We start from the raw sequence: 23,699 nt of genomic DNA, 5'->3' as shown, positions 1-23,699 counted from the left end.
CCATACCAGCGCGCGCACACAAGTCGAGGATTCATCAAACGTCCAGAGAAAAACCATGTTTGTTGCCCCCCCGGGTACAGCCGTACCCCGCCACCCCACCGGGTTGAGTCCTGAAAAAAAGGGACCTCGGGGAGGTGCCCCGTGCCGGAGGCTAGGAGTTGGAGGGAACCCCGGGCTCGGGGCGAGGCAGCTCCAGGATGAAGGTGGAGCCCTTTCCAGGCTCGCTCACCACTCGCAGCGTGCCCCCGTGGGACTCGGCGATCTGCCGGCAGATCCACAGGCCCAGGCCCAGGCCCTGGATGTGGCGCGTGGCCTCGGCGCGCTGGAAGCGCTGGAAGATGCGGACCTGCTCCTCGGGGGCGATGCCGTAGCCCTGGTCCGTGACGGACAGCCGGGCCGCCCCGGGTGCCACCTCCACGCGCACGAGCACCGGCTTGCTGCGGCCGTACTTGATGGCGTTGGACAGCAGGTTCGTCACCACCTGCTCCAGCCGCAGCCGGTCCCAGCGCCCCACCACCGGCTGGCCCGCCTCGACGCGCACCTCGCAGCCGGCCCGGACGAACTCCTCGGACATGCGCGAGACGCCCTCGGAGGCCAGCGCCGACAAGTCCACCTCGCCCAGCTGCAGCTGAAGCTGTCCGGCGGTGATGCGTGACACATCCAGCAAGTCTTCAATGAGCACGCCCAGGCGCTCGCCGGTGCGGGCCACGCGCTCGGCGCGCTCGGCCAGGCTGTCCGAGAGCCGCGCCTCGCGGGCCTTGCGCGCCAGCACGCGCAGCTGGAGCTGGAGCGCGTTGAGCGGGTTCTTCAGCTCGTGGCCCGCCACGGAGAGGAAGTCGTCGCGCAGCCGCAGGGAGTCGAGCGCCGCCGAGTAGAGCCGCGCATCCTCGATGGCCAGCGCCGCGCGGCCGGCGATGCTCTCCAGCAGCACTTGATCATCCTGTCCGTAGGGCTGCCCGCGTGCGTCGCGCAGCACCAGGAGGCACCCACACGCGTTCCCCCGAGCCACCAGCGGCACGGCGATGAGGTCCTGCGGCCCCCGGCGCACGAAGTAGGGGCGCATCGCGGCCTCGGGCCCCACGCCCTCGAGCGCCGCGGCGCTCATGGCGCCCAGGAAGAGCGTCTGCCCGGTGGAGACGGCGGCGCCCTGGAGCCCCTCGCCCACGCGCAGCCGGCGCACGCGCACCACCTCCTCCAGCAGCTCGCGCACCATGGCGTCCGGGTGGTGCACGGCGGCCAGCTCCAGGTACTGCCCATCCTCGGAGACGAGCTGGAGCAGACAGCAGTCGCCCAGCTCTCGCGTCACCGCGCGGACCAGCACATCCACCACCTGCTCGAGATCCAACCCCGCCTCGGCCACCAGCTGGCTCACCTGCACCAGCAGGTGCAGGCGCGCGGCGCTCTGCCGGCTCTCCTCCTCGGCCTCGCGGCGCTGCTCGAAGAGCCGCGCGTTGTCCATGGCGAGCGCGGCCCGGCTCGCCAGCTCCTCGGCCAGCGCCTGGTCCTCCGGGCCATAGGGCGGCTTGCCCGCGCCGCGGATGAAGGAGACGGCGCCCAGGGTGCGCCCCCGGGCCACCAGGGGCGCGGTGATGAAGGACTGCGCCCCCAGCTCCTTGAGGAGCTGCAGGGAGCGGGAGTTGCCCGTGAGCTTGGCCAGCCGCTCTGGCGTGAGCTGAGGCTCCAGATAGGAGCGGCCCGTGCGCAGCACCGCTTCAATCGAGGAGAAGTGGGTGAGGTCAAGCCGGTAGCGCGAGAGCTCCTGGGTCAGCGAGGCCCGGGCCGGATCCGCGTGCAGCAGGGTGACCTGGCGTGCCTGGCTGCCCTCCGCGGACACGTCCACCGAGCACCAGTCCGCGAAGATGCCCAGCGCCAGCCGCGCCACGCCATTCACGGTCTCCTTCCACTCGATCGAGCGGGACAGCAACGCGCTGGCGTCCGCCAGCAGGCGCATCCGCAGCCCGGCCGCCTCCGCCTGGAGCCGCGCCGCGTGCTCGCGCTCGTAGAGCAGGGAGCGCTCCAGGGCCAGCCCGCACTGGCGCGCCAGCCCGAGCATGGAGGTCTGCTCCGGCTCGGTGAACCGCCGGGGCGTCTCGAACCCCAAGGCGAGCACCCCCAGCACCTTGCCCTCCACCAGCAGCGGCAGGAAGGCACAGGCCTCGGCTGAGTCCAAGCCCAGGGCCATGTCCGGATAGCGGGCATGAAGCGCCTCGCGGGACTCCAGCCACACCGGCTGCCGGGTGCGCGCCGCGTCGTAGCCGGGCATGTTCCCCTGCCGCGGCAGCAGGCGGAGCGCTGCCTCCACCTCGGGCGCCACGCCCACCGACGCGGCGAGCTCCACGCCCTGCCCATCCGGCTGCACCAGGTGCACCAGCCCCGTCATCGCTCCCAGGGCGGGAATCCCCAGGTCCAGCACCACCCGCGCCACCTCGTTGCGAGTGAGGGCGCGGCCGAAGCCCTCCGTCACCGCCTGGAAGCGGCTGAGGCGGAGCCCCTCGGCCCGCTCCGCCTTGGCGCGGGCCTGCTCAGAGCGGCGCACCTCTTCCCGCAGATGTTCCCGCTCCAGCACCAGGCTGACCAGCGTCGCGCAGAGGCCCGCGCTGCGTAACGCAGGCGGGGAGGGGACATGTACGGCCTGGAACCAGGCCACGAGCGCCCCCAGGCGCGTGCCCTCCGGGACGGCCAGCGGGAGCGCCACCAGGGACCGCATGCCCAACCGCTCACGCAGGGAGGGCTCGCCTTCCAGCAGTGCATCGGCTCCCAGGTCCTCGACAAGGCGGGGCTGAGCAACACCCGGCACTGCCTGGATGGCGCCCATCCACAGCGCCGCATACGCGCTGGCCGCCTCTTCGGACAGCCCGGCCGTAGCAAAGGTGTGGAGCGTGCCGTCCGGGCTCTTCCAGCTGATCGAACAGTGATCCGCCGCCAGGACCCTCGCGGTCCAGCGGCCCACCTCTTCGAACACCGCCCGCACGGAGGGCGCCGACACGAGCAACTCCAGCGCTCGCGCCACACCTTCCGCGGCCGCCGCGAGGTCGCCCTCGGGCATGAACATGGGACTCCCCCCCCAGCCGGGTTCTCATAAACCCCGCTGGCTGAGAGTCTTTCATGAGACGCCCCAACTTGCCGAGTCCTTCTGGTGAGGCGTTGACTGATAAATGGAAGCGCTGGCCGGAAGTTCAGGCCTCAGTGCTCGAAAACCCTCAGAAATGCCAAGGCAATTTCTAAAACGATGAGTGCGACAATGGTCGTCTCCAGCGTGAGGGAGCGCGCCGTGTCCACCTCCCCCTTGAGCAGCCCATACGTCTGCTCCAGCAGGTGGTGCTTGCGGGTAACAGAGGCCTGCCAGGCGGGGATGCGCAGCCTCCTCACCGACGCCTCGTAGACCTTGGCCAGGTAGAAATCTCCAATGATCTTCAGGCTGTTCTCCACCCGCTCGATGAACTCGTTGAGATCCACCAGGGTGGAGAGCGCGTCGCGCACCAAGTCCCGGTACGGGCTGCGGAAGAGCGAGAGCAGGCCATGCTTCCGGGCCTGCACCTCGTCGTGAATGCGGGCGATGTGCCCATCCAGCACCTCGTCGTAAAAGCGGAACTCCAGGAGCTGCGCGTTGGCGATCTCGAGCAGGTCTGGAATGTCGCGCGAGCCCGAGGGCTCATAAACAAAGGCGCTGTTCCAGTCGATGACGACCAGGTCCTCGGCCGAGTAGCTGAAGCGGTACTGGGCAATGGCCTCGCTCTCGCCGCGGGACAGGGGCTTGGAGTCCACCTCACCCAGCAGCAAGCGGGCCAGCTCCGCGCCCGCGAAAATCTCATCGGCGGAGGGATTGCCGCGGATGCGCTCGACGAAGAGGACGGTGTAGCTCTCGTTCTGGTCCCAGACGCTCCGCTCGCGGACGGCGGGGGCAATCGTCTTGCGCACACCCTCGAGCAGCTCGCCGGTGAGCGCCTCCACCGCCTGGCTGTCATAGAACTCGTCGGCCAGGCCGGTGAGCTGCGGGAAGGTGGTGCCCTCGGGGATGGGGACGGCGAGGATGATGGAGACGGCGCCATGGTCGAACAGACGCGCGGTGGCATCCACCGTGACGGGTCCGCCGCGCAGGGCGAGCACGCGCCGGCCCAGCTCATAGGCCACGGGAGGGTTGGGCAGCTGGATGAACTGGCTGTTCTCGCGCGAGAGCTTCAGGCGCCGCGCATCCTGGGCGAGCACCCGGCGAGCCTTCTCCAAGTCTATCTCGTCCGCGATGTCATACAGGCGGTAGCACAGCGCGGTGGCCTTCTCGAGGATCAGGGACATATCCAAACGCTTGCAGGGTAGGGCGCCTGCAACCCTACTCACCATGAAGGGGTGTCTGTCTTAGCTGTGGGGCCGCCGGGGATGGTGGGGCGACAGCTCGGTGCGCACATCCCACAGCTCCGGGAAGAAGCGCGTCTCCAGGGCCCGGCGCAGGAAGGGCACGCCCGAGGAGCCGCCCGTGCCGTGCTTGAAGCCGATGATGCGCATCACCGTCATCATGTGGCGGTAGCGCCAGAGCTGAAAGCGCTCCTCGGTGTCCACCAGCTTCTCGCACATCTCATACGCATCCCAGTGCTTCTCGGTGTCCTCGTAGATGCGGCGGAACACCTCCACCACCGCCTCGCTCTTCTCGTAGGGCAGGCGCCAGTCGCGCTGCGCGTGGTCCGCGGGGATGGGGTGGCCCATGCGGGCCAGGTGGCGGAGGAACTCGTCATACAGGCTGGGAGACTCCAAGAGCCGCTCCAGCTCCGCGTACTGGGTGGGCACGTGCTTGAAGGGGCCCAGCACCTTGGCCTCCTTCATGCCCAGCAGCATCTCCACCGCGTGGTACTGGAAGCTCTGGAAGCCCGAGGCCGCGCCCAGCGCGCCACGGAACTCCAGGTACTCATTGGGCGTGAGCGTCTCCAGCACGCTCCACTGCTCGAAGAGCATGCGCTGGATGTGGCCCACGCGCGCGAAAATCTTGAACGAGGGCTCCAGCTTGTCCGACTGCACATAGCGGATGCAGGCCGTCAGCTCATGGATGAGCAGCTTCATCCACAGCTCGCTCGTCTGATGCTGGATGATGAAGAGCATCTCATCATGGTGAGGCGGCTGGGAGCGCGGCACCTGGGCGGCCAGCACCCGGTCCAGCTGCAGGTACTCTCCATAAGTGGTATGGCCCGCCAGCTCGGTGAGGATGCCTGGCTCCATGTCACGCTTGCTCATGGGCAAGGCATAACACGAAGGCCGGGGGCCTCGGAGTATTCCCCCGTGGCATCCCCGGCCTTGGAAAACCTTGAGACAAGCCCCCCAGTCCCGGACCTCTCACCCCGGGCCGGAGGTGAGGTTGAGTCCAGAAACGGACTGTCTCAACGTTTCATGTCTTACGACAGACGTATCAGGTAGAGCTGCCCTCTTTGGCCTGAGCCAGCGCCTTGGCAGCGGCACGGCCGCGAGGCAGCTTCAGATCCTCGACGCTGTTGGGCTTGGCGTAGTCCACCCAGCTGTCCGGACGGCGGTTCGTCTTCGTCAGCATGCGCAGCTTCTGGTAGTGCGCCGCGCAATAGCCCTTGGTGCGGCTGGGCGAACCACAACCAATGATAGCGCACTCACTGGCGCCACCGGCCGAGGGCTTGCGGCCCCGGCGCTTGCCACCCGTCACGACGGGGGCGGGGGCGGCGACCTTCGCCGGACGCCCAGGGCCACGCTTGCCAGGCTTCGCGACCTGCGCGCCAAACAGCGGCGCCATGGCCGCCGCCACCGGGGCCAGCCGCTCCGCCACGCTGCGCAGGGACTCCAGATCCGCTGTCCCCGCCTCGATCCGCGAAATCACTGCGCGCAGCGGCTTGAGCTGGACCTCGATCTCATTGCGAATCATCTCGCGAAACGCTTTGTCGACAGACATTCTAGGGGTACCTCTCTGATATGTGGAAATGTGTGCGTGATGCTTGAATCAAGCGTGGGGACGCTTGGGAAAGCCCTCAATACTTCTCAAGAGAGAGATTGTCGATTCTCTTTACAAAAATTTTGTTTCGCGATGCTAGCTGTCCCATCGCGGCTCTTCGAACAATCGCTCGCTGCCCGACACGGTCCTCGGACTGAGGGCGAGTTCCTCTCTCAACATGAGAAAGGAGTGACTCAGTTCGGTCTGCTCCTCCTGATCCAGAGCGGAGGTGAGGCGGGGGAAGATCTCCGCCTCTTCTTCCTGAACATGGGCCACGAGCAAATCTTCCAGCGCGGTGAAGCGAGCCCACCACTCGTCCTCTCCCGGAGAGAGCTCCTCGAGCTCTTCGATGAGCTCGCGCAGGGTCAGATGATCCTCGGCCTCCTCGCGGGCCCGGACACGGCCCTCGACCCGGGCCATCACAGGATAGAGGTAGCGCTCCTCCAACCGCGCGTGTACCCGGAGCGCGTCCGCCAGGGCTTGAAAGCGCTCTCTTTGGGTCTCGGCCTCGCCTGAATCCATCTCGGCGTCGAGCGCCGAGAGGCGCTCCTCCAGCTCCCGGTGTTGCTCCGTGAGGATGTCGAAGGGTCCCATGAGGGCAACCATCGGCATCCCTGTCTTGGGGGACAACTTGAAGGCGCCGGGGGCCGGGAGAGGAGGGCCCGGCCGGCTGCCTGGTTCATTCGAAGGAGGGACGGGCTGCCAGCTTGAGCCTCCATCCCCATGTTCCTTCCCCGTGGAGACCTTGTTCACCACCGCGCGTCGCGCTGTGTTCCGTCTGGCCGAGGTGGGCGCCAGGGCGTCGGCCCTCTACCACCGCGCCCGGCTGTTGGGTGCCGAGCACCTCCCTTCCCGGGGACCGGTCCTCCTGGTGGGCAACCATGGCGTCTGGGGCTACGAGACGCCGGCCTTCTTCCATCTGCTCCACCAGGCCACGGGCCGCTATCCGCTGGGGCTGGCCGAGCGCGGCTTCTTCCGCATCCCGCTGATCCGCACGGTGCTGCCCTGGCTGGGCGGCGTGGAGGGCACGCGGGAGAATGCGCTCGAGTCGCTGCGCCAGGGGCACCTGGTGGTCTGCTACCCCGGGGGTGCCTGGGAGACCTTCAAGCGCTCGGAGGGGCGCTACACGCTGCGCTGGGAGCGGACGCTGGGCTTCGTGCGGCTGGCGGCGCGGGCCGGGGTGCCCATCGTCCCGTTTGCGGGCTTTGGCGTGGATGACACCTTCTTCTATCCCTCGGACGAGGAGCGCTGGTGCGTGCGCATCTCCGAGCAGGAGAAGTACCGCATGCCGGTGGTGATGGGCTTGGGGCCATTGCCGCTGCCGGTGCGCATCACCTTCGCGGTGGGCGAGCCGCACGAGCCGCCGCCCGAGAATGCGCCCGAGCACCGCCTGCAGGACTTCAGGGACTTGGTGGCCGCCAGCGTGCGCAGGCTCTTGCTGCGAGCGTGTCATGCTTGAGGCCACGAGCTCCGCACGGCCCCGGTTCGTCCCGGAGCCTGAAGAGATTCAGCCGGGCTATGAGCTCGCGCTCGAGGAGCGCAGGGTGCGAGGGGCGCCGGTGCGCCTCTTCACCTTCCCGGGCGGCAGTGAGGATGTCTCGCGCACCGTGGTGTGCCTGCCAGGGCTGGGGGCCTCGGGACGCTCCTTCGCGCCCATGGCGCCGCTGGCCGAGGAGCTGCGGCTCCAGCTGTGGACGCCCACGCTGCGCACGCCGATGACGCACACGCCGCTGCAGTGGAACGTGGCGTCGCTGGCGCACCCGGACGCGCGGCTGCCCGAGCGCTTCGCGCTGCTGGGCTCGTCCTTTGGCAGCCTCGTGGCCCTGGCGTTCACGCTGGCCTACCCGGAGCGCGTGAAGGCGCTGGTCCTGGTGTCACCGGTGGCCAGCGTGCACCGCGTGCGGCGCTGGGCGCTGAGCCTCTCCACGCTGGTGCGCATGCCCAAGCCCTTCGCCTATCTCTTCGCGCCCACGGTGGCGCGGGTGCTCGGAGGCAGAGAGCTGCCCCCCGAGGGCCGCGCGGAGATCGTCCGCGAGGCGCGCCGCATCTCTCCGATGGAGCTGCTGCGCCGGCTGCGGGACGTGCTGGACGCGGACTTCCTGGGCGCGCTGGAGCAGGTGAAGGTGCCCACGCTGCTCATCCATGGCGCGAGAGACCACCTGGTGCCGCTCCGCTACGCGAGGGACGTGGCCCGCCGCATCCCCGGCGCTCGGCTGGAGGTGCTCCGCAAGGCCAGCCACCTGCCGTACATGAGCCACGCGCAATCCTTCAATGCCTTTGCCGGTGACTTCCTGCTGCAACACCTGTCCTGAGACCTGACGCCTGATTCATTTATCAAACATGACTGCTGCCACGACTCTGTCCCGCTCTGCCCTGCTGTTCCTCTCTCGCCGCGACGGCTTGAAAGAGGTCGCTACACGTGTCGGTCCCCTGCGCGAGCTGGCCCGCCGCTTCATCGCCGGGGAGACGCTGGAAGAGGCCGTGGAGGCGGTGAAGGAGCTCAACGCCCAGGGGCTGATGGCCAGCTTCGACCACCTCAATGAAGCGGTGCGCAACGAGGCGGAGACCCAGGAGGAGGTGCGCGAGTACCGCCGGCTCCTGGCGCGCGTGGACGCCCTCGAGGTGAAGGCCAATGTGTCTCTGAAGCTGACGCAGTGCGGGCTGCTGTTCGACCCGGCGCTGGCGCTGAAGAACGCCCGGACCATCGTCAAGGAGGCGGCGGCGCGCGGCTCCTTCGTGCGGGTGGACATGGAGCAGAGCGCGGTGACACAGGCCACGCTCGACACGGTGCGCCAGCTTCACTCCGAATTCGGGGAGGAGCGGGTGGGCGCGGTGCTGCAGAGCTACCTGCGGCGCACGGAGACGGACGCACGGGCCCTGTGCGCCGAGCGCGTGCGCATCCGCCTGTGCAAGGGCGCGTACCTGGAGGGCCCGGAGGTGGCGTACCAGGACAAGAAGGACGTGGACGCCCACTTCGTCCGGGTGATGCGCGTGCTGCTCGACAGCGGCGTGTACCACGGTATCGCCACGCACGATGAGCGGATGATCGACGCCACGCTGGACCACGCGGCGAAACAGCGGCTGCCGAAGTCTGCCTTCGAGTTTCAGATGCTGTATGGCATCCGCCGGGACTTGCAGGTGCGTCTGGCGAAGGCGGGCTTTCCGGTGCGCATCTACGTGCCGTACGGGCGGTTCTGGTACCCGTACTTCATGCGACGGCTCGCCGAGCGCCCTGCCAACTTGTGGTTCGTCGTGAAGAACCTCATGAAGGGATAGGGAGCGAGCGGCATGCCGAGCGCCCGCTCCTCGCCTCCTCGTCTTGCGGGTGGCGCGGGGCACTGCCCACCTTGGGTGTGACGGCTGTCGAGGAGGTCTGTCACATGTGGACTCGCTGGCTCAGCTTCGTCCTGGGGGTCTGGCTCTTCATCGCCCCCCTCGTCTTCAACTACGTCCAGCCGGTGGCCCGCCTCAACTCGGCCATGGTGGGCCTGGCGGTCGCCATCGTGTCCCTGCTGGCCTCGTCCGCTCCCCCGCTGCGCTTCGTGAACGTGGCGCTCGGTGGGTGGCTCCTGCTCGCGCCGAACCTGCTCGGCTATGGCGGTGACGCGCTCCCCACCGCGCATGACATCGTCCTCGGGGCGCTGATCATCTGCGCGTCGCTGGCGCCCACGGCGCAGCCCACGGTCCGTGGCTTCCGCCGCCTCATCAAGACATGAGCGCTCCCCTGCTTCGAGGCGCGACTGCTGGCGCCGTGGGCACCCTGGCCCTCGGTGGCTTTGCCGTGCTGCGCAACGCCGCCCTGGGGCACGCGCCTCCTTATTCCGCGCGCCGCCTCGCGGCCCAGCTCGTGCACCGGGTGACTCGCCGCACCGTGCCTCCGCGCAGAGCCCTCGCCTGGAGCCTGGGCATGCGCTTCACCTATGGCCCGGTGCTCGGCCTCATCTGGGCCCGGCTCCGGGAGAGGTTGCCCCCCTCTCCGCTCCTGAGGGGCCTGCTGCTGGGCGCGGGGGTTCTGACTTTCGAGCACCTCTCCTTTCCCGCCCTCCACGTCACGGCTCCGCCTCGCACCTGGACGCGCGCCGAGCGCGCTTTCCTCCTGGCACAGACGTGCCTCTTCGGGCTCGTGACGGAGTGGGCGCTCCCTCGCGCCTCCCATTCCTTGCCGGCCGCCCGTCCGCTCACGGCTCCAGGAGCTGAGCACGCCCTGGGGCACTCTCCCGGAGAGCGGCAGGACTCCGCGCCTCTCCCGCCTTCCACGTGAGGGCTCTCTAGTTTTCAGACATGGCGCTGCCCCTCGAAGCCTATGCCCTGATTGGCGACACCTACAGCGCGGCACTCGTCGGGACGAATGGCTCCATCGACTGGCTGTGCTGGCCCCGCTTCGACTCGGATGCCTGCTTCGCGGCGCTGCTGGGCGACGAGCGCCATGGCCGCTGGTGCATCGCCCCCTCCATCCCCGTGCGCTCGGTGCGGCGCCGCTACGTGCCCGGCACCCTCGTGCTCGAGACGGACTTCGAGACGGCCGAGGGCACCGTGCGCCTCATCGACTTCATGCCGCCGCGCAACGAGGCGCCGGACATCGTCCGCATCGTCCGCGGCATGAGCGGCCGGGTCCCCGTCCACATGGAGGCCTCGCCCCGCTTCGGCTACGGCAATCGCAGCCCGTGGATCCGCTCCACCTTCTGCTGCGTCTCCGCCAAGGCCGGCCCGGATGCCACGCTGCTGCGCACCCGCATGCCCATGCACGTGGAGAACGGCCACGTCTTCTCGGACTTCACCGTGGCCGAGCACGAGCAGATCCCCATCATCCTCACCTGGTTCCCCTCCCACCAGCGCCAGCCCCGCTCCGTGGAGGCCTTCACCGCCCTGGAGGGAACGTGCTCCTGGTGGCGCGAGTGGTCGGACCGCTGCACCTACCAGGGGCCCTGGCGCGAGCAGGTGCTGCGCTCGCTCATCACCTTGAAGGCCCTCACGTACTCGCCGACCGGGGGCATCGTCGCCGCGCCCACCACCTCGCTCCCCGAGAACCTGGGCGGCGTGCGCAACTGGGACTACCGCTATTGCTGGCTGCGCGACGCCACGCTCACGCTGGTGACGCTGCTGCGGGCCGGCTACACCGAGGAGGCCCGCTCCTGGCGCGACTGGCTGCTGCGCGCCGTGGCCGGAGAGCCCGAGGAGCTGCAGATCATGTACGGCGTCGCGGGCGAGCGCCGCTTCCCGGAGTCCGTGCTGCCCTGGCTGCCGGGCTATGCGAACTCCCATCCGGTCCGCATCGGCAACGACGCGGTGAAGCAGCTCCAGCTCGATATCTTCGGCGAGGTGATGGCCTGCCTCCACCAGGCCCGCGTTGCCGGTCTGCCCTCGGAGCAGGAGGTGTGGGATCTGCAGCGGCACCTGCTGCGCTTCATCGAGCGGTCCTGGGAGCTGCCAGACGAGGGGATCTGGGAGATCCGGGGCGGACGGCAGCAGTTCACGCACTCGAAGATCATGGCATGGGTGGCGGTGGACCAGGCGCTCAGGAGCGCCGAGGACTACCACCTGGAGGCTCCGCTGGACGAGTGGCGCGCCCTGCGCTCCCGCATCCACGCGCAGGTGTGCGAGAAGGGCTTTGATCCGAAGCTCAACACCTTCGTGCAGGCCTATGGCTCGCGGGAGCTGGACGCGAGCCTGTTGATGATCCCGCTGGTGGGCTTCTTGCCCCCGGAGGATCCCCGCGTGCGAGGCACGGTGGAGGCCATCGAGCGCGAGCTGCTCCACGAGGGCCTCGTGTACCGCTACGACTCGGACCGCACGAAGGACGGATTCCCCGCGGGCGAGGGCGTGTTCCTGGCGTGCTCGTTCTGGCTGGCGAACAACCAGGCGCTGCTCGGCCGCCACCAGGAGGCCTGCGAGCTCTTCGAGCGGTTGCTGGGGCTGTGCAACGACGTGGGGCTGCTGTCCGAAGAGTACGACGTGGAGTCCCACCGGCTGGTGGGCAACTTCCCTCAGGCCTTCAGCCACCTCGCGCTGATCACCACCGCGCAGAACTTCTTGCGCACGGGCTGCAGCGCGGGACACGAGCGCCTCCGGGGCTGAGCACGTCCCGGCCGAGCTGGGGGTAACGCCAGCTCCTCGCTTAGGGATCGCGCGGGTGAAGTCCCCGGCTCGCCATGCCAAGCTCGAGCTTCAGGGGTTCGACCGGCTGCCCCGCCAAGACAGCCTGGACAAGCTCCGGACGGAGGCATTGGTCCTTGAAGAGCGTCAGTGGCGCCAGCAGCGCACCGGCCCGGACCGCGATCCTGCCGGTGTCCGCCTCTGGAGAAGTGAGGGCATAGGAGCCCGCAAGCGTGGCCCAGCCCGGCTCCAGCCAAACGAAGGTGGCCAGGAGCCGCCATGTCCGGGTGTCCCAGAGCCGCGCACTCCCTCCCATGGTGATCGTCACCACGCGATCGCCTTCCGGTGAGAAGGCCACGCCGACAAGAACCCCCTCGTGACCTTCGAGCACGGCCACTTGTTTTCGCTCCCGGACGCTCCAGACCCGGACCGTGAAGTCCCATGCACCGCTCATGAGCAGGTTCCCATCGGGCGAGAACGCGACAGCGCTGACGGGGCCATCTTCATGGCCTTCCAAGGTGAAGGCAGCCTCTCCCTTCTCGACGTCCCATACCCGGACCGTCTTTTCACCGCCGACACTGGCCAGCAGCGAAGCCTTGGGAGAGAAAGCCAAGGCGTACACGTCCTCCGTGTGCCCCTCCAAGGAGCGGATCGCCGTGCCGGTGTGGCCGTCCCAGAGCCTCACGAGCTTGTCCGCGGAAGCCGTAGCAAGGATCTGACCGTCCGGAGAGAAGGCGATCCCCCAGATGGAACTCTCCAGTCCACTGAGCTCGAAGCGAGCTTTGGGGCGAGGTGCGCGCACGTCCCAGATTCTGACTGAACGCCCGTCTGTCCGCGCCAAGCGCCCGCCGTCAGGCGAGAGGGCGAGGCGGCCCACATCCTCGAGCTTCTCCACCACCTTCAGCAGTCTGCCCGCCTCGATGTCCCAGAGCCGGATGACTCCGTCCGTCGAGAAGGTGTAGAGCTCCGTTGCATCGGGAGACACGGCGAGCGACGCCACCACGTCTTGTGCCGTGGGCAACATCATGGGGGATGCCCCGGTGCGTGTATCCCAGACCCTCGCCCCTCCCGCTTCTCCCCCCAGCACCACCCGCCCTCCCGGCAGGAAGCTCACGCAGACGCCCGCCGCTCCGCGAACCCGCTGCACCCGTGACTCTGGAGCCGCTGGGCGCTCGAGCCAGATGCCTTGATTCGCGGCGACAGCGACCTGCCCTTCTTCTCCCGGCACGAACGCCAGCCCAAACCCCAATCCCCCTCCATACACGCTGCCCACCTGAGTCCCCGAGGCCGCGTCCCATACGAGGACCTCGCTCTGGAGGGTGATGGCCGCCACGTTCACCCCGTTACACGCGAGGCGCATCACATTGGCATCCTCGGCCAGCAGCTCTCTGGGGGGCGTGTCTTCCTGCAGGTCCCAGATCTTCACCGTCGAGTCCCCGGACCCGCTGATGAGCTGATGAGGGACCCGTGGGTTGAACACAAGCGATCGGACCGCCTTCGTGTGCCCCTCCAACGTACGAACTGGAGCTCCACTCGCCACCCGCCAGATGCGGATCGACTGGTCCTCCGAACCTGTCGCGAGCAGCTCACCGTCCGGTGAGAAGGCCACACTCCACACTTTCTCAGCGTGAGCGGAGATGACCGACACAGGCTCTCCCGTGTTGGGATTCCACAGACGCGCTGTCCCATCGACCGAACAAGATGCGAGGAGGCCCCCATCGGGTGAGAACGCGACCTGCCATAGCGGGGCTTGATGGCCTCGAAGGCTCCGCAGAAGCGCTCCCGTGGAGACATCCCACACACCCACTGTCCCATCATCCGAAGCCGAGGCGAGGAGCTTCCCGCTGGGAGCGAACACGACACTGTTCACGCACGCCGCGTGGCCCACGAACGTGACCAATGGGCGCCCCGAGGCCAGGTCCCACAAGACAGGGTGCTGGCCTCCGCAGGTCACGAACAGGGTTCCATCCGAAGAGACCGCCAGCTCACTCACCGAGCCTGGCAAGGCGGGCTCGAGGAGCACCTCGCTCCCGCCGTCCACGTGACGGCTGCCCCAGCGTGCCAGCCTCAGCTCTCTACTGGGAGGGAGCTCCCCACTCAGCGCGGGCATCCTCCACGCTGTGCCCTTGAGCCGGGCCCCGCGCAGATCCGTCCCCTCGAGGAGCGGAGCGTGGTGGAACGCCGTACTGCCCGAGAAGTCTGCCTCCCGGAGCTGAGCGCGACCCAAGTCCGCTCCGTCCAGGATGCTGACACGCGCTTGAAGCCTGTGGCCCTCGACTCCGCGAAGGTTCGCCGCCGTCAGGTCCGCACCGTCCAGGCGAGTCTCCACGAGCCGGGCCCCTTCGAGCCACGCCCAAGCCAACCGGGCTCCGCGGAGGTCCGCTCCTTCCAGGTGCGCCTGCGGGGGCATGAACCAGCGCATCTCTTGCTGGCTGCTTTGATTGGCGCCTCCCGCCGTGCCACAGCTCCACTCGTACGCGAGGCGGAGCGCGTTCTCACTGATCCGAGGCGAATAGCTACCGGACAGCACCTGCCTGACACCCGATCGAAGCACCTCCACGTCCTCGCTGGCGGCGAGATCCACCAGGAAGACGGCTCCGTCGGACGTCAGCGGGGGCGCATCCAGCGCATGCGCCAGCCTCTGTCGGTGCGCCGCGTTCCACAGATGCCGCGCATAGAAGAACTCCTCGAAGAGCTTGAACTTGAACTGGTAGTACTCGCCCAGCTCCCGCGTCAGGAAGGGCAGCGCGCTCAGCTCCGGCTCCAGCCTGGAGGCCTCCTGACGCGCCGTACTCCTGAGCGGCACACCTATCAGGCGGATCATCTTGGTGATGTGGATCCGGCCTCGCGGGTCCCTCCGCGCCTCGTGCGCCAACCGCTCTAAGAAGCGTCCTAGCCGCATCCGTGCAAGCGGGCCCTGGCTCTTCAGCACGTGGCGGATGAAGAGCTGAAACAAAGCCCCGAGAGACAACTCGCCCTTGTAAGAAGAGAGCTCCGAGGCCACGGGCAGAAGCATCTCCACCAGCATCGGCCGGGAGGTCAGCTCAGGCCGTGCCTCGATCCGGGCAAGCAGTGCATCCCATTGTGCCGCCTTCTCCTGTCCGAGGGATCGGACGAGGAACTCTCGCAGTTGTTGCCGATCCCACCCGGCCAGCTCATCCACCTCCGCGCCGAGCGCCAGAGCCACGGACCCAAGCGCAGTGTTCAACGGGGAGACGCGCGCCGGGAGCCCCGCGCTGCGCTCGTCCCGGAAGTGCTGCGCTCGACTCGTGATGAGAACGCGGTTACCCCGCGGCTCCTCGGGCTCGGAGGCGGTCGGCCTCGCGAGCTGGCGGAGCTGCTCCTCCAGGAGCGAGGGCTCCGTGACACCCAGCTCGTCCAGCCCATCCAGGAGCAGAACGATTCTCCCCACGGAGAGCAGGTGAAGCAGGACCGCGGGATCTCCCCGCCAGCCCACGCGTGCGGCCATGTGTTCCTGCAGCATTCCCTCCAGGGAGACGGCTCCCCCAAAGTCCTTGAGGGGGATGGTGACAGGAACGGGGCTGTCAGAATCCTTCTCGGCGGCAGCCGCCAGCTCATAGGCGAGCCGTTGGATGAAGCTCGTCTTCCCCGTCCCGGCCTCTCCCACCACCAGCCACAGCCGGGCACTCTCCCCGCGAGCCCACGCCTTGCCTCGTGCCAGCGCCTCCGCTTCCCGTCCCTGCACCTCCAGGGACTTCAGCTTTGGAGGGACGTAGGTGCGCGCCAGCGTGCTCTCCTCGTAGCTCCTGCGAAGCCGCGACAGGTACGGCTTGAAGTCGAAGAGCTCCCGCTCCAGGTCCTTCAAGGTGAAGGCCAGCACCCGCGCTTCCTGCAGGAACTCGATGGCCGCGGTGGAGAAGCCGGACGCCACCACCATCAGTGCATTCTCGGAGGATCGCTCGCCCGTGGGCTGGAGCAGCTTCACGAGCGATTGCGCCTCAATCAGCGAGAGGGGCCGCCGTATCTCCTTGCAGACGACCCGGTACCGCTCCTGCAGGAGGCCGCTCTTACGCTGGGCCTGGAGATCCGCTCCACTGTCCTGCGGCTCAAGCCGAGTCACCGTGTAGCCCAGGAGCCGGAGCAGCTTCTCCACCCGCTGCTCGAAGGAGGGGCCCGCGTCGAAGAATCCCTCCAGCCCGCTCATCCGCCGCATCCGCGCGCGCTCCGGGTAGAGCTGATCCCCCAGGTTGGCGGCCTCCTCCTCCTGGATGCGCTCCTCTCGGAGTTCGCTGAGCCTCGCGGCCACCTCCTGATAGGCCCGGGCCGTGGGCGATTGGGGAGCCGTCTCGACCAGCAGCTCCTCTCCAAAGAGCAACCGCTCCACGAAGGGGATCTCCACACGGGTCTCGTCCGGTGGCGTCTCGAACTGGCTGTTCCAGACGGCACGGCGCGCCTCCAGCGCCTGCTTCGTCTCCAGGAGCGGCACCGGCGAGGCCACCAGCAGACGCCGCAACTTCCCATATCTCCGCTCGGGCATCTTCCCGGCCACCGCCGGCTGCAGCGCGCGATAGACGTTCAGCAGCCCCGCCGTGTTCTGGGCCGAGTAGTTGCCCACCAGCACCGTCGCATGCGGCAGCACCGCCGTGAGCAGGCCTCCCAGATCGGTGATGCCCGTCCGTGAGTCCAGCAGGATGTGGCCATACCCCAGCCGCCCCGTGAGCCCGTCCAGGAGCTGCTGAAAGAGCGCGACGCCTCGCTCGGGAGACTCCACGGTGAACTTGTGCCAGTCGATCTGCTGGTAGAGGCCCGTGAAGTTCTCGCGCTCCCCATACGCGGGCAGGACGAACAAGCCGGGGACCTCTGGCACTGCGTACGGCAGGGCCAGAAAGGACTCCAACAGGTGCCCCTCGAGGGGGACGGGGGCGGCGGCGGCGGCTTCCGCCTGCTGCCACTCCATCAGCCACCGCAGGAAACCCTGGGCCACGGGCTTGCGCGGCTTCAGTCCTTCGATGTGGTGCATCCCTGGCGCTTCCAGATCCAGGTCCCACAAGAGGACTCGCTGATGGCCGCGCGCGAGGGCCACGCCCACGTTGGCCAGCAACAGGGTCCGCCCCACACCCCCCTTGAAGCTGTAGAAGGTCGAGACGTGTGCCGTCATGGTCCTAGTGGAAGGTGCCATCGGCCGCTTCGGGGTTGAGGTACGAGGCTCCACGCCGCGCGTGTTTCACGGGCGCGGGGGCCCGTGGCACGGCAGTCTCCTTCGGTGGCATCAACTCCCGCCCCCTGACTCCCAGGACGATGGTGTTGCCATTGCCCCGAGCCACCTTGTCGATGAGCTCGTTGGCCTCCATGAGCGCCAGGATCCGGGACAGGTTGGCTTTCTCGAGCGCGAACGTCTCGCCGATGAACTGCTGCGTCACCTCCCCCTCTCGCTGGACGCGCTCCAGGATTTCCCGGACGTGCTTCCGGTTGAGCACCTGGGAGGGGACTTCACTGCGCAGCGACTCGATGCGCATCTCCAATAGCGCGCGCAGCATGGACCAGCGCGCGAAGTAGGGCTTGCCCAGGCTGTCGAGCTGGGCGCGCCGTCGGGGATGGACGACATGAGCCAAGTGCTCGTTCAGTTCGCGGAGCTGCTCTAGCGGTGCTCCCGTCCGCACCAGCTTGAGGAGCCGCTCGCAGTAGGCGTACTCCAGGACTTCGGCCATGCGCTCGCTCCACTGCTCGCGGCTGCGGATGGCCTCCAACATCTCGGCCAGCGAGGCATGGAACGCCAAGTCCTCGGGAGCGACAGTCTCCAGCTCAAGCGGCATGAGTAAACCTTAGTGAACTCCAGGGGTTTACTCTAGTTTACCGCTCCCGGTGCCTGCTTGTTCCCCTGGAAATCCAAGCGGATGTCCACTTCCACCACCTGGAAGCAGGGCACAGGCTCATCCGCCTTCTCCGCACTGTCGCGCTTCTGACCCTGGTAGACGAAGCCAGGAGCCTTCTCCCCTTCAGTCTTGGGCTGGTTGGCCAGCACGGTGACGCTGCCGCGCGTGGTGTAGAGCTGTGCGGCCGCCCGGGCATGCGCCCTGAGGCTGGTAGCATCCCCCAAGGCGGGGACCAGCACCCACTCGGGACCGATGTTCTTCCAGACTTCAGGCATCGGCCCGTCTGCTTCGCAGAAGTCCAGGCAGATGGGCATCGCCAGCATGCCGAGCGGCAGTCCCATCAGCCGGATCCACTTCCCGGTGTGGATGTCCTCGGCTCCCTGTTCGCCAAGCCCGCCGAAAGGCAGGAGCTTGAGATGCTCTAGGACGGGGTGCCCATAGGCGTCCAACAGCTCCGCCCGGTTGAAGACCTTGTCCGGGTCCTCACTGTCCGCCTCATGAAAGCTTCCAGGGAGCACCATCAGCATCTCATGCTCGCCGAAGTGCTCCTCCAGCCACTGCTGGACCCGTTCCCGCAGCGCGGGTGTCACCGTGAGCTCCGGGAGCACCAACACGTGGGCTCCTGCGAATCGCGCCTGTTCCAGGAAGCCTTTCAGGGTCTGCCAGCGGGCCTCCGGATCCGTGAGGCTCTCCACTCGCCACGACGGAGGATGCGGTTTCACCCGCGATAGCCCCACTCCGTCCTCGAAGTGGCAGATGGCAACCCGGAGGCGCTCTCCCCGCTTGTAGAGGTCGGCGAGCTTCCGGGAGAGGTAATCGCCTGGCTTCCGGATCTCGACGTGATAGCGGCTCAAGTTCGCGGGGATGACCCAGTGATGCCTCGCCCAGTTGCGGAGGTGCCCCACCTTCCCTTCGAGGTGGCCCTTCCTCATCCCCTGAGGGCGCCGGTAGAGGTGGTAGCGCTCTCCGTCCTCCAACTGCACGAGCGTCGAGAGCAGGGTGTCCACTCCTGTGGCCCGGCTCCCCGAGTTCTCGGCCAGGAACTCATCCAGCGCACGCAGCCGCACCAGGCCGTTCCACTCCTCCGGCGGTTTCTTCCCCTCGTCGAGCAGTTTGAGGACCTGCGCTTCGGTCCCGATCGCCTTATTGAGGCGAAACTCCCGCTCCAGTTCCTGGAACCGGGGATGGTCCTTCCAGAGCTCGGCCCAGAGCTTCACGAACAGCCCGCGTGCATACTCGATGGTTTCCCGGAGCGTCATGGAGGCCGAGGTCCTGCTCGTTCAGGGGTCACGCCCCGACAGCAGACTTCTCGCGCATCTGCGGAGGAGACTCAACCCTCCTGAGCACTCCGCCCCCCTGCGACCTCTCAGGTTCTCACCGCACGGCCCGCGCCAGCCCTCGGGCCCCGAGCGCCACGCCGCTGAGCGCTCCACCGGCCAGCGCCACAAGGCCCGCGGTGGCCGTGAAGCGCTTCCACCGAGGCGTGGGCGGCACGCTGCCGTGAGGCCCCACGCCCTGCCGCACCGGGTGGAAGAGGTTGCCCTCGGTCCGCTCCACGGGCTTCTCGCGCATCTGCATCCGCACGCCGAAGTTTCCTAGCAGCCACTTGCCCACCCGCGGCACCCACCGGTCCATCCAGAGGATGAGCCTGCCCTGGAGGAACACGGGCACCACGGTCCGCCCCGGCCGCCGGGCGCACCTCACCACCGCGCGCGCCGCCACGTCTGGCTCATAGGTGGGCGGCACCGGCATCGGCGCCAGGTGGAACTGGGTGGGCGCGTGATCGAACATCGGCGTGGCCACCGAGGGCACCAGCACATTGGAGACGTGGATGCCCGTGCCGCGCAGCTCCAGCTCCAGGCACTCCGCCCAGCCGAGCGTGGCGTGCTTGGACGCCGCGTACGAGGCCAGCAGCGGCGCGCCGCCCTTGGAGAGCATGGACTGGACATTGAGGACGTGGCCGCTGCGCTGGGCTCGGAAGTGCGGCAGCACCGCACGCGCGAAGCGCATGTACCCGAAGCAATTCACGTCAAAGGTGCGCTCCAGGTGCTCCCACGGCAGGTCATCGAAGAACCCGTACGACTGCACCGCCGCCACGTTCACCAGCAGATCCACCCGGCCGTAGAACTCGATGCAGGCGCGCACCACGCGGTCCACGTCCTGCTGCACCGTCACGTCTCCCGGCGCCACCAGGCACTCGCCGCCCTGTCGCAGCACCTGGGCCTGAAGGTTCTCGAGCGCCTCGAGACGCCGGGCGGTGACGCACAGCCGCACGCCCTGCTCCGCCAAGCGCACCGCGCTCTGCCAGCCCACACCGCTGGAAGCCCCCGTGACGATGGCGACCTTGCCCCGCAGCTCCTCGCGCCCCATTCCGCCTCCACCTGGCTCGTCCACACACCAGGATGGGGCGCGAGCGCAGCCGGAAACAGTGTGGCCCTCACCGACGGCTCGGCTGCCCGCCTCCTCGACGAGCCTCCAGGACGTGCCTTCCTTCGCCTTTCGTCCCCCCCTGCTGGTCAGCCTTTGTCAGGGGCCGTTTCCGAGGCGCCCTTCTTCAGGCGAACACTTCTTCAGGCTGAAGGAGTAGGCTGGGGATGCCCGATGAGTGACGACTGGGTAGACCTTCTGAGTCTGGACCCGCGTGCCTACCGCGCACGGGTGGTTCATTTCGCCCGCACGGACTGGCACTCCCTGCGCGAGCACCGGCTGAGCCTCTCCGAGGAGCAATTCCTGCTGCACCTGGAGGCGCTCTTTCCTCCCGACGAGTCAGGGCCGGGCGATCGCTTCGAGCTGAGCTGGTGGTGGCCGGGAGATCGCCCTCACTACACCCTGCACATGCGCGGCCAGGACGGCATGCGCCATGCCCAGGCGGTGGATCACGTGGGCGCCATGCACGAGCGAGCCACGCTGGCCTGGGTGCGCACCACCACGCAGCTGCGCCTGATGGATCCGTGGGGCATGCACATCGGCGCGCCGCCGCCGTACCGTGCCCCGCACGAGTTCCTCGGGGCCTGCCTCGCCGAGTTCCCAGGCGCGCGGCTCACCTCCCTGGAGCTGGAGCACCAGGAGGGCTACGTGGATCCGCCGGACACCGTGGTGGAGCCGAGCGTCCACGTGGATGCGAGCCTGACGGCCTCGGACGGAGGCATCGTCATGGTGCACCTGGGCACGTGGCCCGAGGAAGAGTACTACCGGCTCAGCGAGTGGCGGCGGGATCTGCTCCTCCCCTCGTACGGCGCCTGAACCTCGGGCGAGGGCTCAGCGGACGGGCCACTCCACCTGGAGCTGGCGGATGGCTCGGAGGATCAGCAGGTCCTGCTGGTACCCGGAGTCCTGGCCCGGGACGAGGCGCAGCTCGGGGATGCGCTCCAGGAGCTGCTCGAGCGCGACGCGAAGCTCCAGCCGGGCCAGCTGCGCGCCCAGACAGAAGTGGATGCCGCGGCCGAAGGTGAGGTGCTGCGGGCCCTCGCGCTCCAGGTCGAAGCGCTCCGGATCCGGGTAGTGCGCCTCGTCGTGGTTGGCGGAGCCGTAGAGCAGCAGCAGGCGCGAGCCCTTGGGCAAGGACACCCCGCCCACCACCACGTCCTGGAGGGCCGTGCGCGTCATGCCGGGTGCCACGCCCTCCAGCCTCATGCACTCCTCCACGGCCTTGGGGATGAGCGAGCGGTCCTCGCGCAGCCTCTGCCAGCGCTCCGGCTGCTCCAGCAGGTTCTTCACGGACAACGCAATCTGCGCCGTCGTCGTCTCATGGCCTGCCGCGAGCAGCGAGCCGCCGATGAGCGAGATGAGCTCGTCCATCGTCAGCGCCTCACCATCGGGCTCGGCGGCGATGAGGTCGCTCGTGAGGTCCTCCTGGGGCTGGCGCCGCCGCTGTTCGATGAGCTGGGTGCAGTAGTGCCGGTACTCGACCACGCCGCGCGCCAGGGTGGGCTGCAGCTCGGGAGGAATCTGGGCGAACACGAGCCCGAACAGCGCGGTGGACCAGTTCTTCACTCGCTCCATGTCCTCCTGCGGCACGCCCACCATGCTCAGGATGACCTGCACCGGCAGCGGCGAGGCGAAGCGCTCCACGAGGTTGACCCGGCCCTCGTGGATGAAGCTGTCGATGAGCGCGTTGGCGAACTGCCGGATGCGCGGCTCCAGGCGGGCGATCTTCGCGGGCGTGAACCCGCGCTGCAGCAGGCGCTTGAGCCGGGTGTGGGCCGGCGGATCCATGTTGAGTGGGCTGTCGTGGATGATGGGGCCGGGCCCGAGGATGGCCTGGGCCTCGGGTGTCAGCTTCTCCGTGGAGGCGACCGCGCTCGCCGAGGAGTAGGCGGAGGCGTTGTTCAGCACCGCGGCGATGTCGTCGTAGCGGCTGATCAGCCACATGCCCAGCATGGGGTTGAAGGTGACGGGCGCCTCCTTCCGGAGCCGCTCGAAGAACGGTGCTGGGTTCTGGAGGTGGGGACCGGCGAAGTGGTTGTACTCGCGGCCCAGGTGCGGGCACGGGTCGGCGGAGCGCGTGTCGGTCTTGGACATGCGCGCAGTCTACGCTCCCCGGGGGTCCAGCCGGAGGCACGGCCCGTGCGCAGGGGACCCGCCAAGCCCGTGCGCCAGGGTCCAGGCTCCGATATGGATTGGGTTTGGGGGGGAACGAGCCGATCATGAGCCTCGAATATCCAGGACGGTGGTGGCACCGGCTCGAGGACGGGCGCATCCAGTGCGACCTGTGTCCTCGCGACTGCAAGCTGAACGAGGGCCAGCGGGGCTTCTGCTTCGTGCGCCAGCGGGCGGGGGACCAGATGGTGCTCACCACGTATGGGCGCTCGTCCGGGTTCTGCGTGGACCCCATCGAGAAGAAGCCGCTCAACCACTTCTACCCAGGCAGCAGCGTGCTCTCGTTCGGCACGGCGGGGTGCAACCTGGGATGCCGCTTCTGCCAAAACTGGGACATCTCCAAGTCCCGCGAGCAGGACCGGCTCATGGATCAGGCCTCGCCCGAGGCCATCGCCCAAGAGGCCCAGCGCCTGGGCTGCAAGAGCGTGGCGTTCACCTACAACGACCCGGTCATCTTCGCCGAGTACGCCATGGACGTGGCGGACGCCTGCCACGCGCGGGGTATCCAGACCGTGGCAGTGACTGCGGGCTACATGCACGCCGAGCCCCGGCGTGACTTCTACGCGAAGATGGACGCGGCCAACGTGGACCTGAAGGCCTTCACGGAGGACTTCTACCACCGCGTTACCTTCTCCAAGCTGCAGCCCATCCTGGAGACGCTGGAGTACTTGAAGCACGAGACGCGCGTGTGGTTCGAAATCACGACGCTGCTCATCCCGGGTCAGAACGACTCGGACGCGGAGCTGTCGCAGCTGTCCGAGTGGGTCGTCTCCAAGCTGGGTCCGGACGTGCCAGTGCACTTCTCGGCCTTCCACCCGGACTTCAAGATGATGGATGTGCCCCCCACTCCGCCCGCGACCCTGACGCGCGCCCGGCAGATTGCCAAGCGGGCAGGGCTGCACCACGTCTACACCGGCAACGTGCATGACATCGAAGGGGACACCACCTCGTGCGGCGGCTGCGGGGCCTCGCTCATCGTCCGCGACTGGTACCAGCTTCTCGAGTACCGGGTGACGGCCGATGGCAAGTGCCCGGACTGCGGGGCTCGGGTGCCCGGCCGCTTCGACACGGCTCCGGGCGCGTTCGGACGCCGGCGCATCCCCGTGCGCATCCAGGCCTCGAGGGTATGACCCTCCCGCTTGCGCCTCGGGTGAATCTACAATAGCTCACGCCCTGCCCCGCCGACCTGGCTGGGCGTGTGTCCCCTCTCGCGCCCCCCTCCCCGAGCCCACCCT

Annotated in this window: 18 protein-coding genes; 8 read left to right on the top strand and 10 right to left on the bottom strand. The window is 68.2% G+C overall.

Annotation, left to right across the window (positions count from 1 at the left end; genetic code table 11):
- Window positions 1-151: 151 nt before the first annotated feature.
- The 5 genes from DB31_RS19035 to DB31_RS19015 form a co-directional block, all read right to left on the bottom strand.
- Window positions 152-3,046: a sensor histidine kinase gene (locus DB31_RS19035; protein WP_240486759.1), complete on the bottom strand. Its 2,895-nt coding sequence runs from the start codon at window positions 3,044-3,046 to the stop codon at window positions 152-154.
- A gap of 137 nt (window positions 3,047-3,183) precedes the next feature.
- Window positions 3,184-4,293 (bottom strand): hypothetical protein, encoded by a 1,110-nt coding sequence (locus tag DB31_RS19030; protein WP_240486758.1) that lies wholly within the window; start codon window positions 4,291-4,293, stop codon window positions 3,184-3,186.
- A gap of 60 nt (window positions 4,294-4,353) precedes the next feature.
- Window positions 4,354-5,220 carry a tryptophan 2,3-dioxygenase gene (locus DB31_RS19025; protein WP_044189548.1) on the bottom strand — a complete coding sequence of 289 codons (867 nt, stop codon included), beginning with the start codon at window positions 5,218-5,220 and terminating at the stop codon, window positions 4,354-4,356.
- Between the two features lie 172 nt (window positions 5,221-5,392).
- The gene (locus tag DB31_RS19020) at window positions 5,393-5,899 is read right to left on the bottom strand and encodes a hypothetical protein (protein ID WP_044189546.1); all 507 of its coding nucleotides are present in this window, start codon (window positions 5,897-5,899) and stop codon (window positions 5,393-5,395) included.
- Window positions 5,900-6,034: 135 nt separating this feature from the next.
- Complete coding sequence (locus DB31_RS19015; protein WP_075306078.1) at window positions 6,035-6,532, bottom strand: hemerythrin domain-containing protein; 498 nt, start codon at window positions 6,530-6,532, stop codon at window positions 6,035-6,037.
- Between the two features lie 142 nt (window positions 6,533-6,674).
- Here DB31_RS19015 and DB31_RS19010 point away from each other — a divergent pair, with 142 nt between their 5' ends.
- From DB31_RS19010 to DB31_RS18985, 6 genes are all read left to right on the top strand, one after another.
- Window positions 6,675-7,397, top strand: coding sequence for a lysophospholipid acyltransferase family protein (locus DB31_RS19010; protein ID WP_044189543.1), 723 nt, complete (start codon window positions 6,675-6,677; stop codon window positions 7,395-7,397).
- A complete protein-coding gene (locus tag DB31_RS19005) occupies window positions 7,390-8,250 on the top strand; it encodes an alpha/beta fold hydrolase (RefSeq protein WP_044189539.1) in 861 nt (286 codons plus the stop codon). The genes DB31_RS19010 and DB31_RS19005 overlap by 8 nt, the downstream gene beginning before the upstream one ends.
- Window positions 8,251-8,278: 28 nt before the next feature.
- A complete protein-coding gene (locus tag DB31_RS19000) occupies window positions 8,279-9,214 on the top strand; it encodes a proline dehydrogenase family protein (protein ID WP_044189537.1) in 936 nt (311 codons plus the stop codon).
- A 104-nt stretch (window positions 9,215-9,318) separates the two neighbouring features.
- On the top strand, window positions 9,319-9,654 hold the full coding sequence (locus tag DB31_RS18995) for an SPW repeat domain-containing protein (protein ID WP_044189535.1): 336 nt from the start codon (window positions 9,319-9,321) through the stop codon (window positions 9,652-9,654).
- A complete protein-coding gene (locus tag DB31_RS18990; protein ID WP_157232054.1) occupies window positions 9,651-10,199 on the top strand; it encodes a hypothetical protein in 549 nt (182 codons plus the stop codon). Before DB31_RS18995 ends, DB31_RS18990 begins: the two co-directional genes overlap by 4 nt.
- 20 nt (window positions 10,200-10,219) lie before the next feature.
- Window positions 10,220-12,013, top strand: a complete 1,794-nt coding sequence (locus DB31_RS18985) for a glycoside hydrolase family 15 protein (protein ID WP_044189531.1) — start codon at window positions 10,220-10,222, stop codon at window positions 12,011-12,013.
- 40 nt (window positions 12,014-12,053) lie between these two features.
- Here the strand turns inward: DB31_RS18985 and DB31_RS44910 are convergent, their stop codons facing one another.
- The 4 genes from DB31_RS44910 to DB31_RS18965 all read right to left on the bottom strand — a co-directional run bounded on the left by DB31_RS44910 (window position 12,054) and on the right by DB31_RS18965 (window position 20,235).
- Window positions 12,054-17,150: a KGGVGR-motif variant AAA ATPase gene (locus tag DB31_RS44910; protein ID WP_052420082.1), complete on the bottom strand. Its 5,097-nt coding sequence runs from the start codon at window positions 17,148-17,150 to the stop codon at window positions 12,054-12,056.
- Between the two features lie 4 nt (window positions 17,151-17,154).
- A complete protein-coding gene (locus DB31_RS18975) occupies window positions 17,155-17,805 on the bottom strand; it encodes a MarR family transcriptional regulator (RefSeq protein WP_044189529.1) in 651 nt (216 codons plus the stop codon).
- A 32-nt stretch (window positions 17,806-17,837) separates the two neighbouring features.
- Entirely contained in the window at window positions 17,838-19,124 is a 1,287-nt protein-coding gene (locus DB31_RS18970) for a carbon-nitrogen hydrolase family protein (RefSeq protein ID WP_044189526.1), read from the bottom strand.
- Window positions 19,125-19,239: 115 nt separating this feature from the next.
- Window positions 19,240-20,235: an SDR family NAD(P)-dependent oxidoreductase gene (locus tag DB31_RS18965; protein WP_044189524.1), complete on the bottom strand. Its 996-nt coding sequence runs from the start codon at window positions 20,233-20,235 to the stop codon at window positions 19,240-19,242.
- Between the two features lie 231 nt (window positions 20,236-20,466).
- Here DB31_RS18965 and DB31_RS18960 point away from each other — a divergent pair, with 231 nt between their 5' ends.
- Entirely contained in the window at window positions 20,467-21,108 is a 642-nt protein-coding gene (locus DB31_RS18960) for a hypothetical protein (protein WP_044189522.1), read from the top strand.
- 15 nt (window positions 21,109-21,123) lie between these two features.
- On the opposite strand, the gene DB31_RS51265 is transcribed toward DB31_RS18960, so the two are convergent.
- The gene (locus tag DB31_RS51265; RefSeq protein ID WP_044189520.1) at window positions 21,124-22,386 is read right to left on the bottom strand and encodes a cytochrome P450; all 1,263 of its coding nucleotides are present in this window, start codon (window positions 22,384-22,386) and stop codon (window positions 21,124-21,126) included.
- Between the two features lie 125 nt (window positions 22,387-22,511).
- Here DB31_RS51265 and amrS point away from each other — a divergent pair, with 125 nt between their 5' ends.
- A complete protein-coding gene (gene amrS / locus DB31_RS18950) occupies window positions 22,512-23,594 on the top strand; it encodes an AmmeMemoRadiSam system radical SAM enzyme (protein ID WP_044189518.1) in 1,083 nt (360 codons plus the stop codon).
- Window positions 23,595-23,699 lie beyond the last annotated feature (105 nt).

The organism is Hyalangium minutum (genome assembly GCF_000737315.1).
GTDB classification, from domain to species: domain Bacteria; phylum Myxococcota; class Myxococcia; order Myxococcales; family Myxococcaceae; genus Hyalangium; species Hyalangium minutum.
The sequence above is the reverse complement of the archived record's forward strand: the minus strand, read 5'-3'. Positions and strand labels throughout refer to the sequence as shown.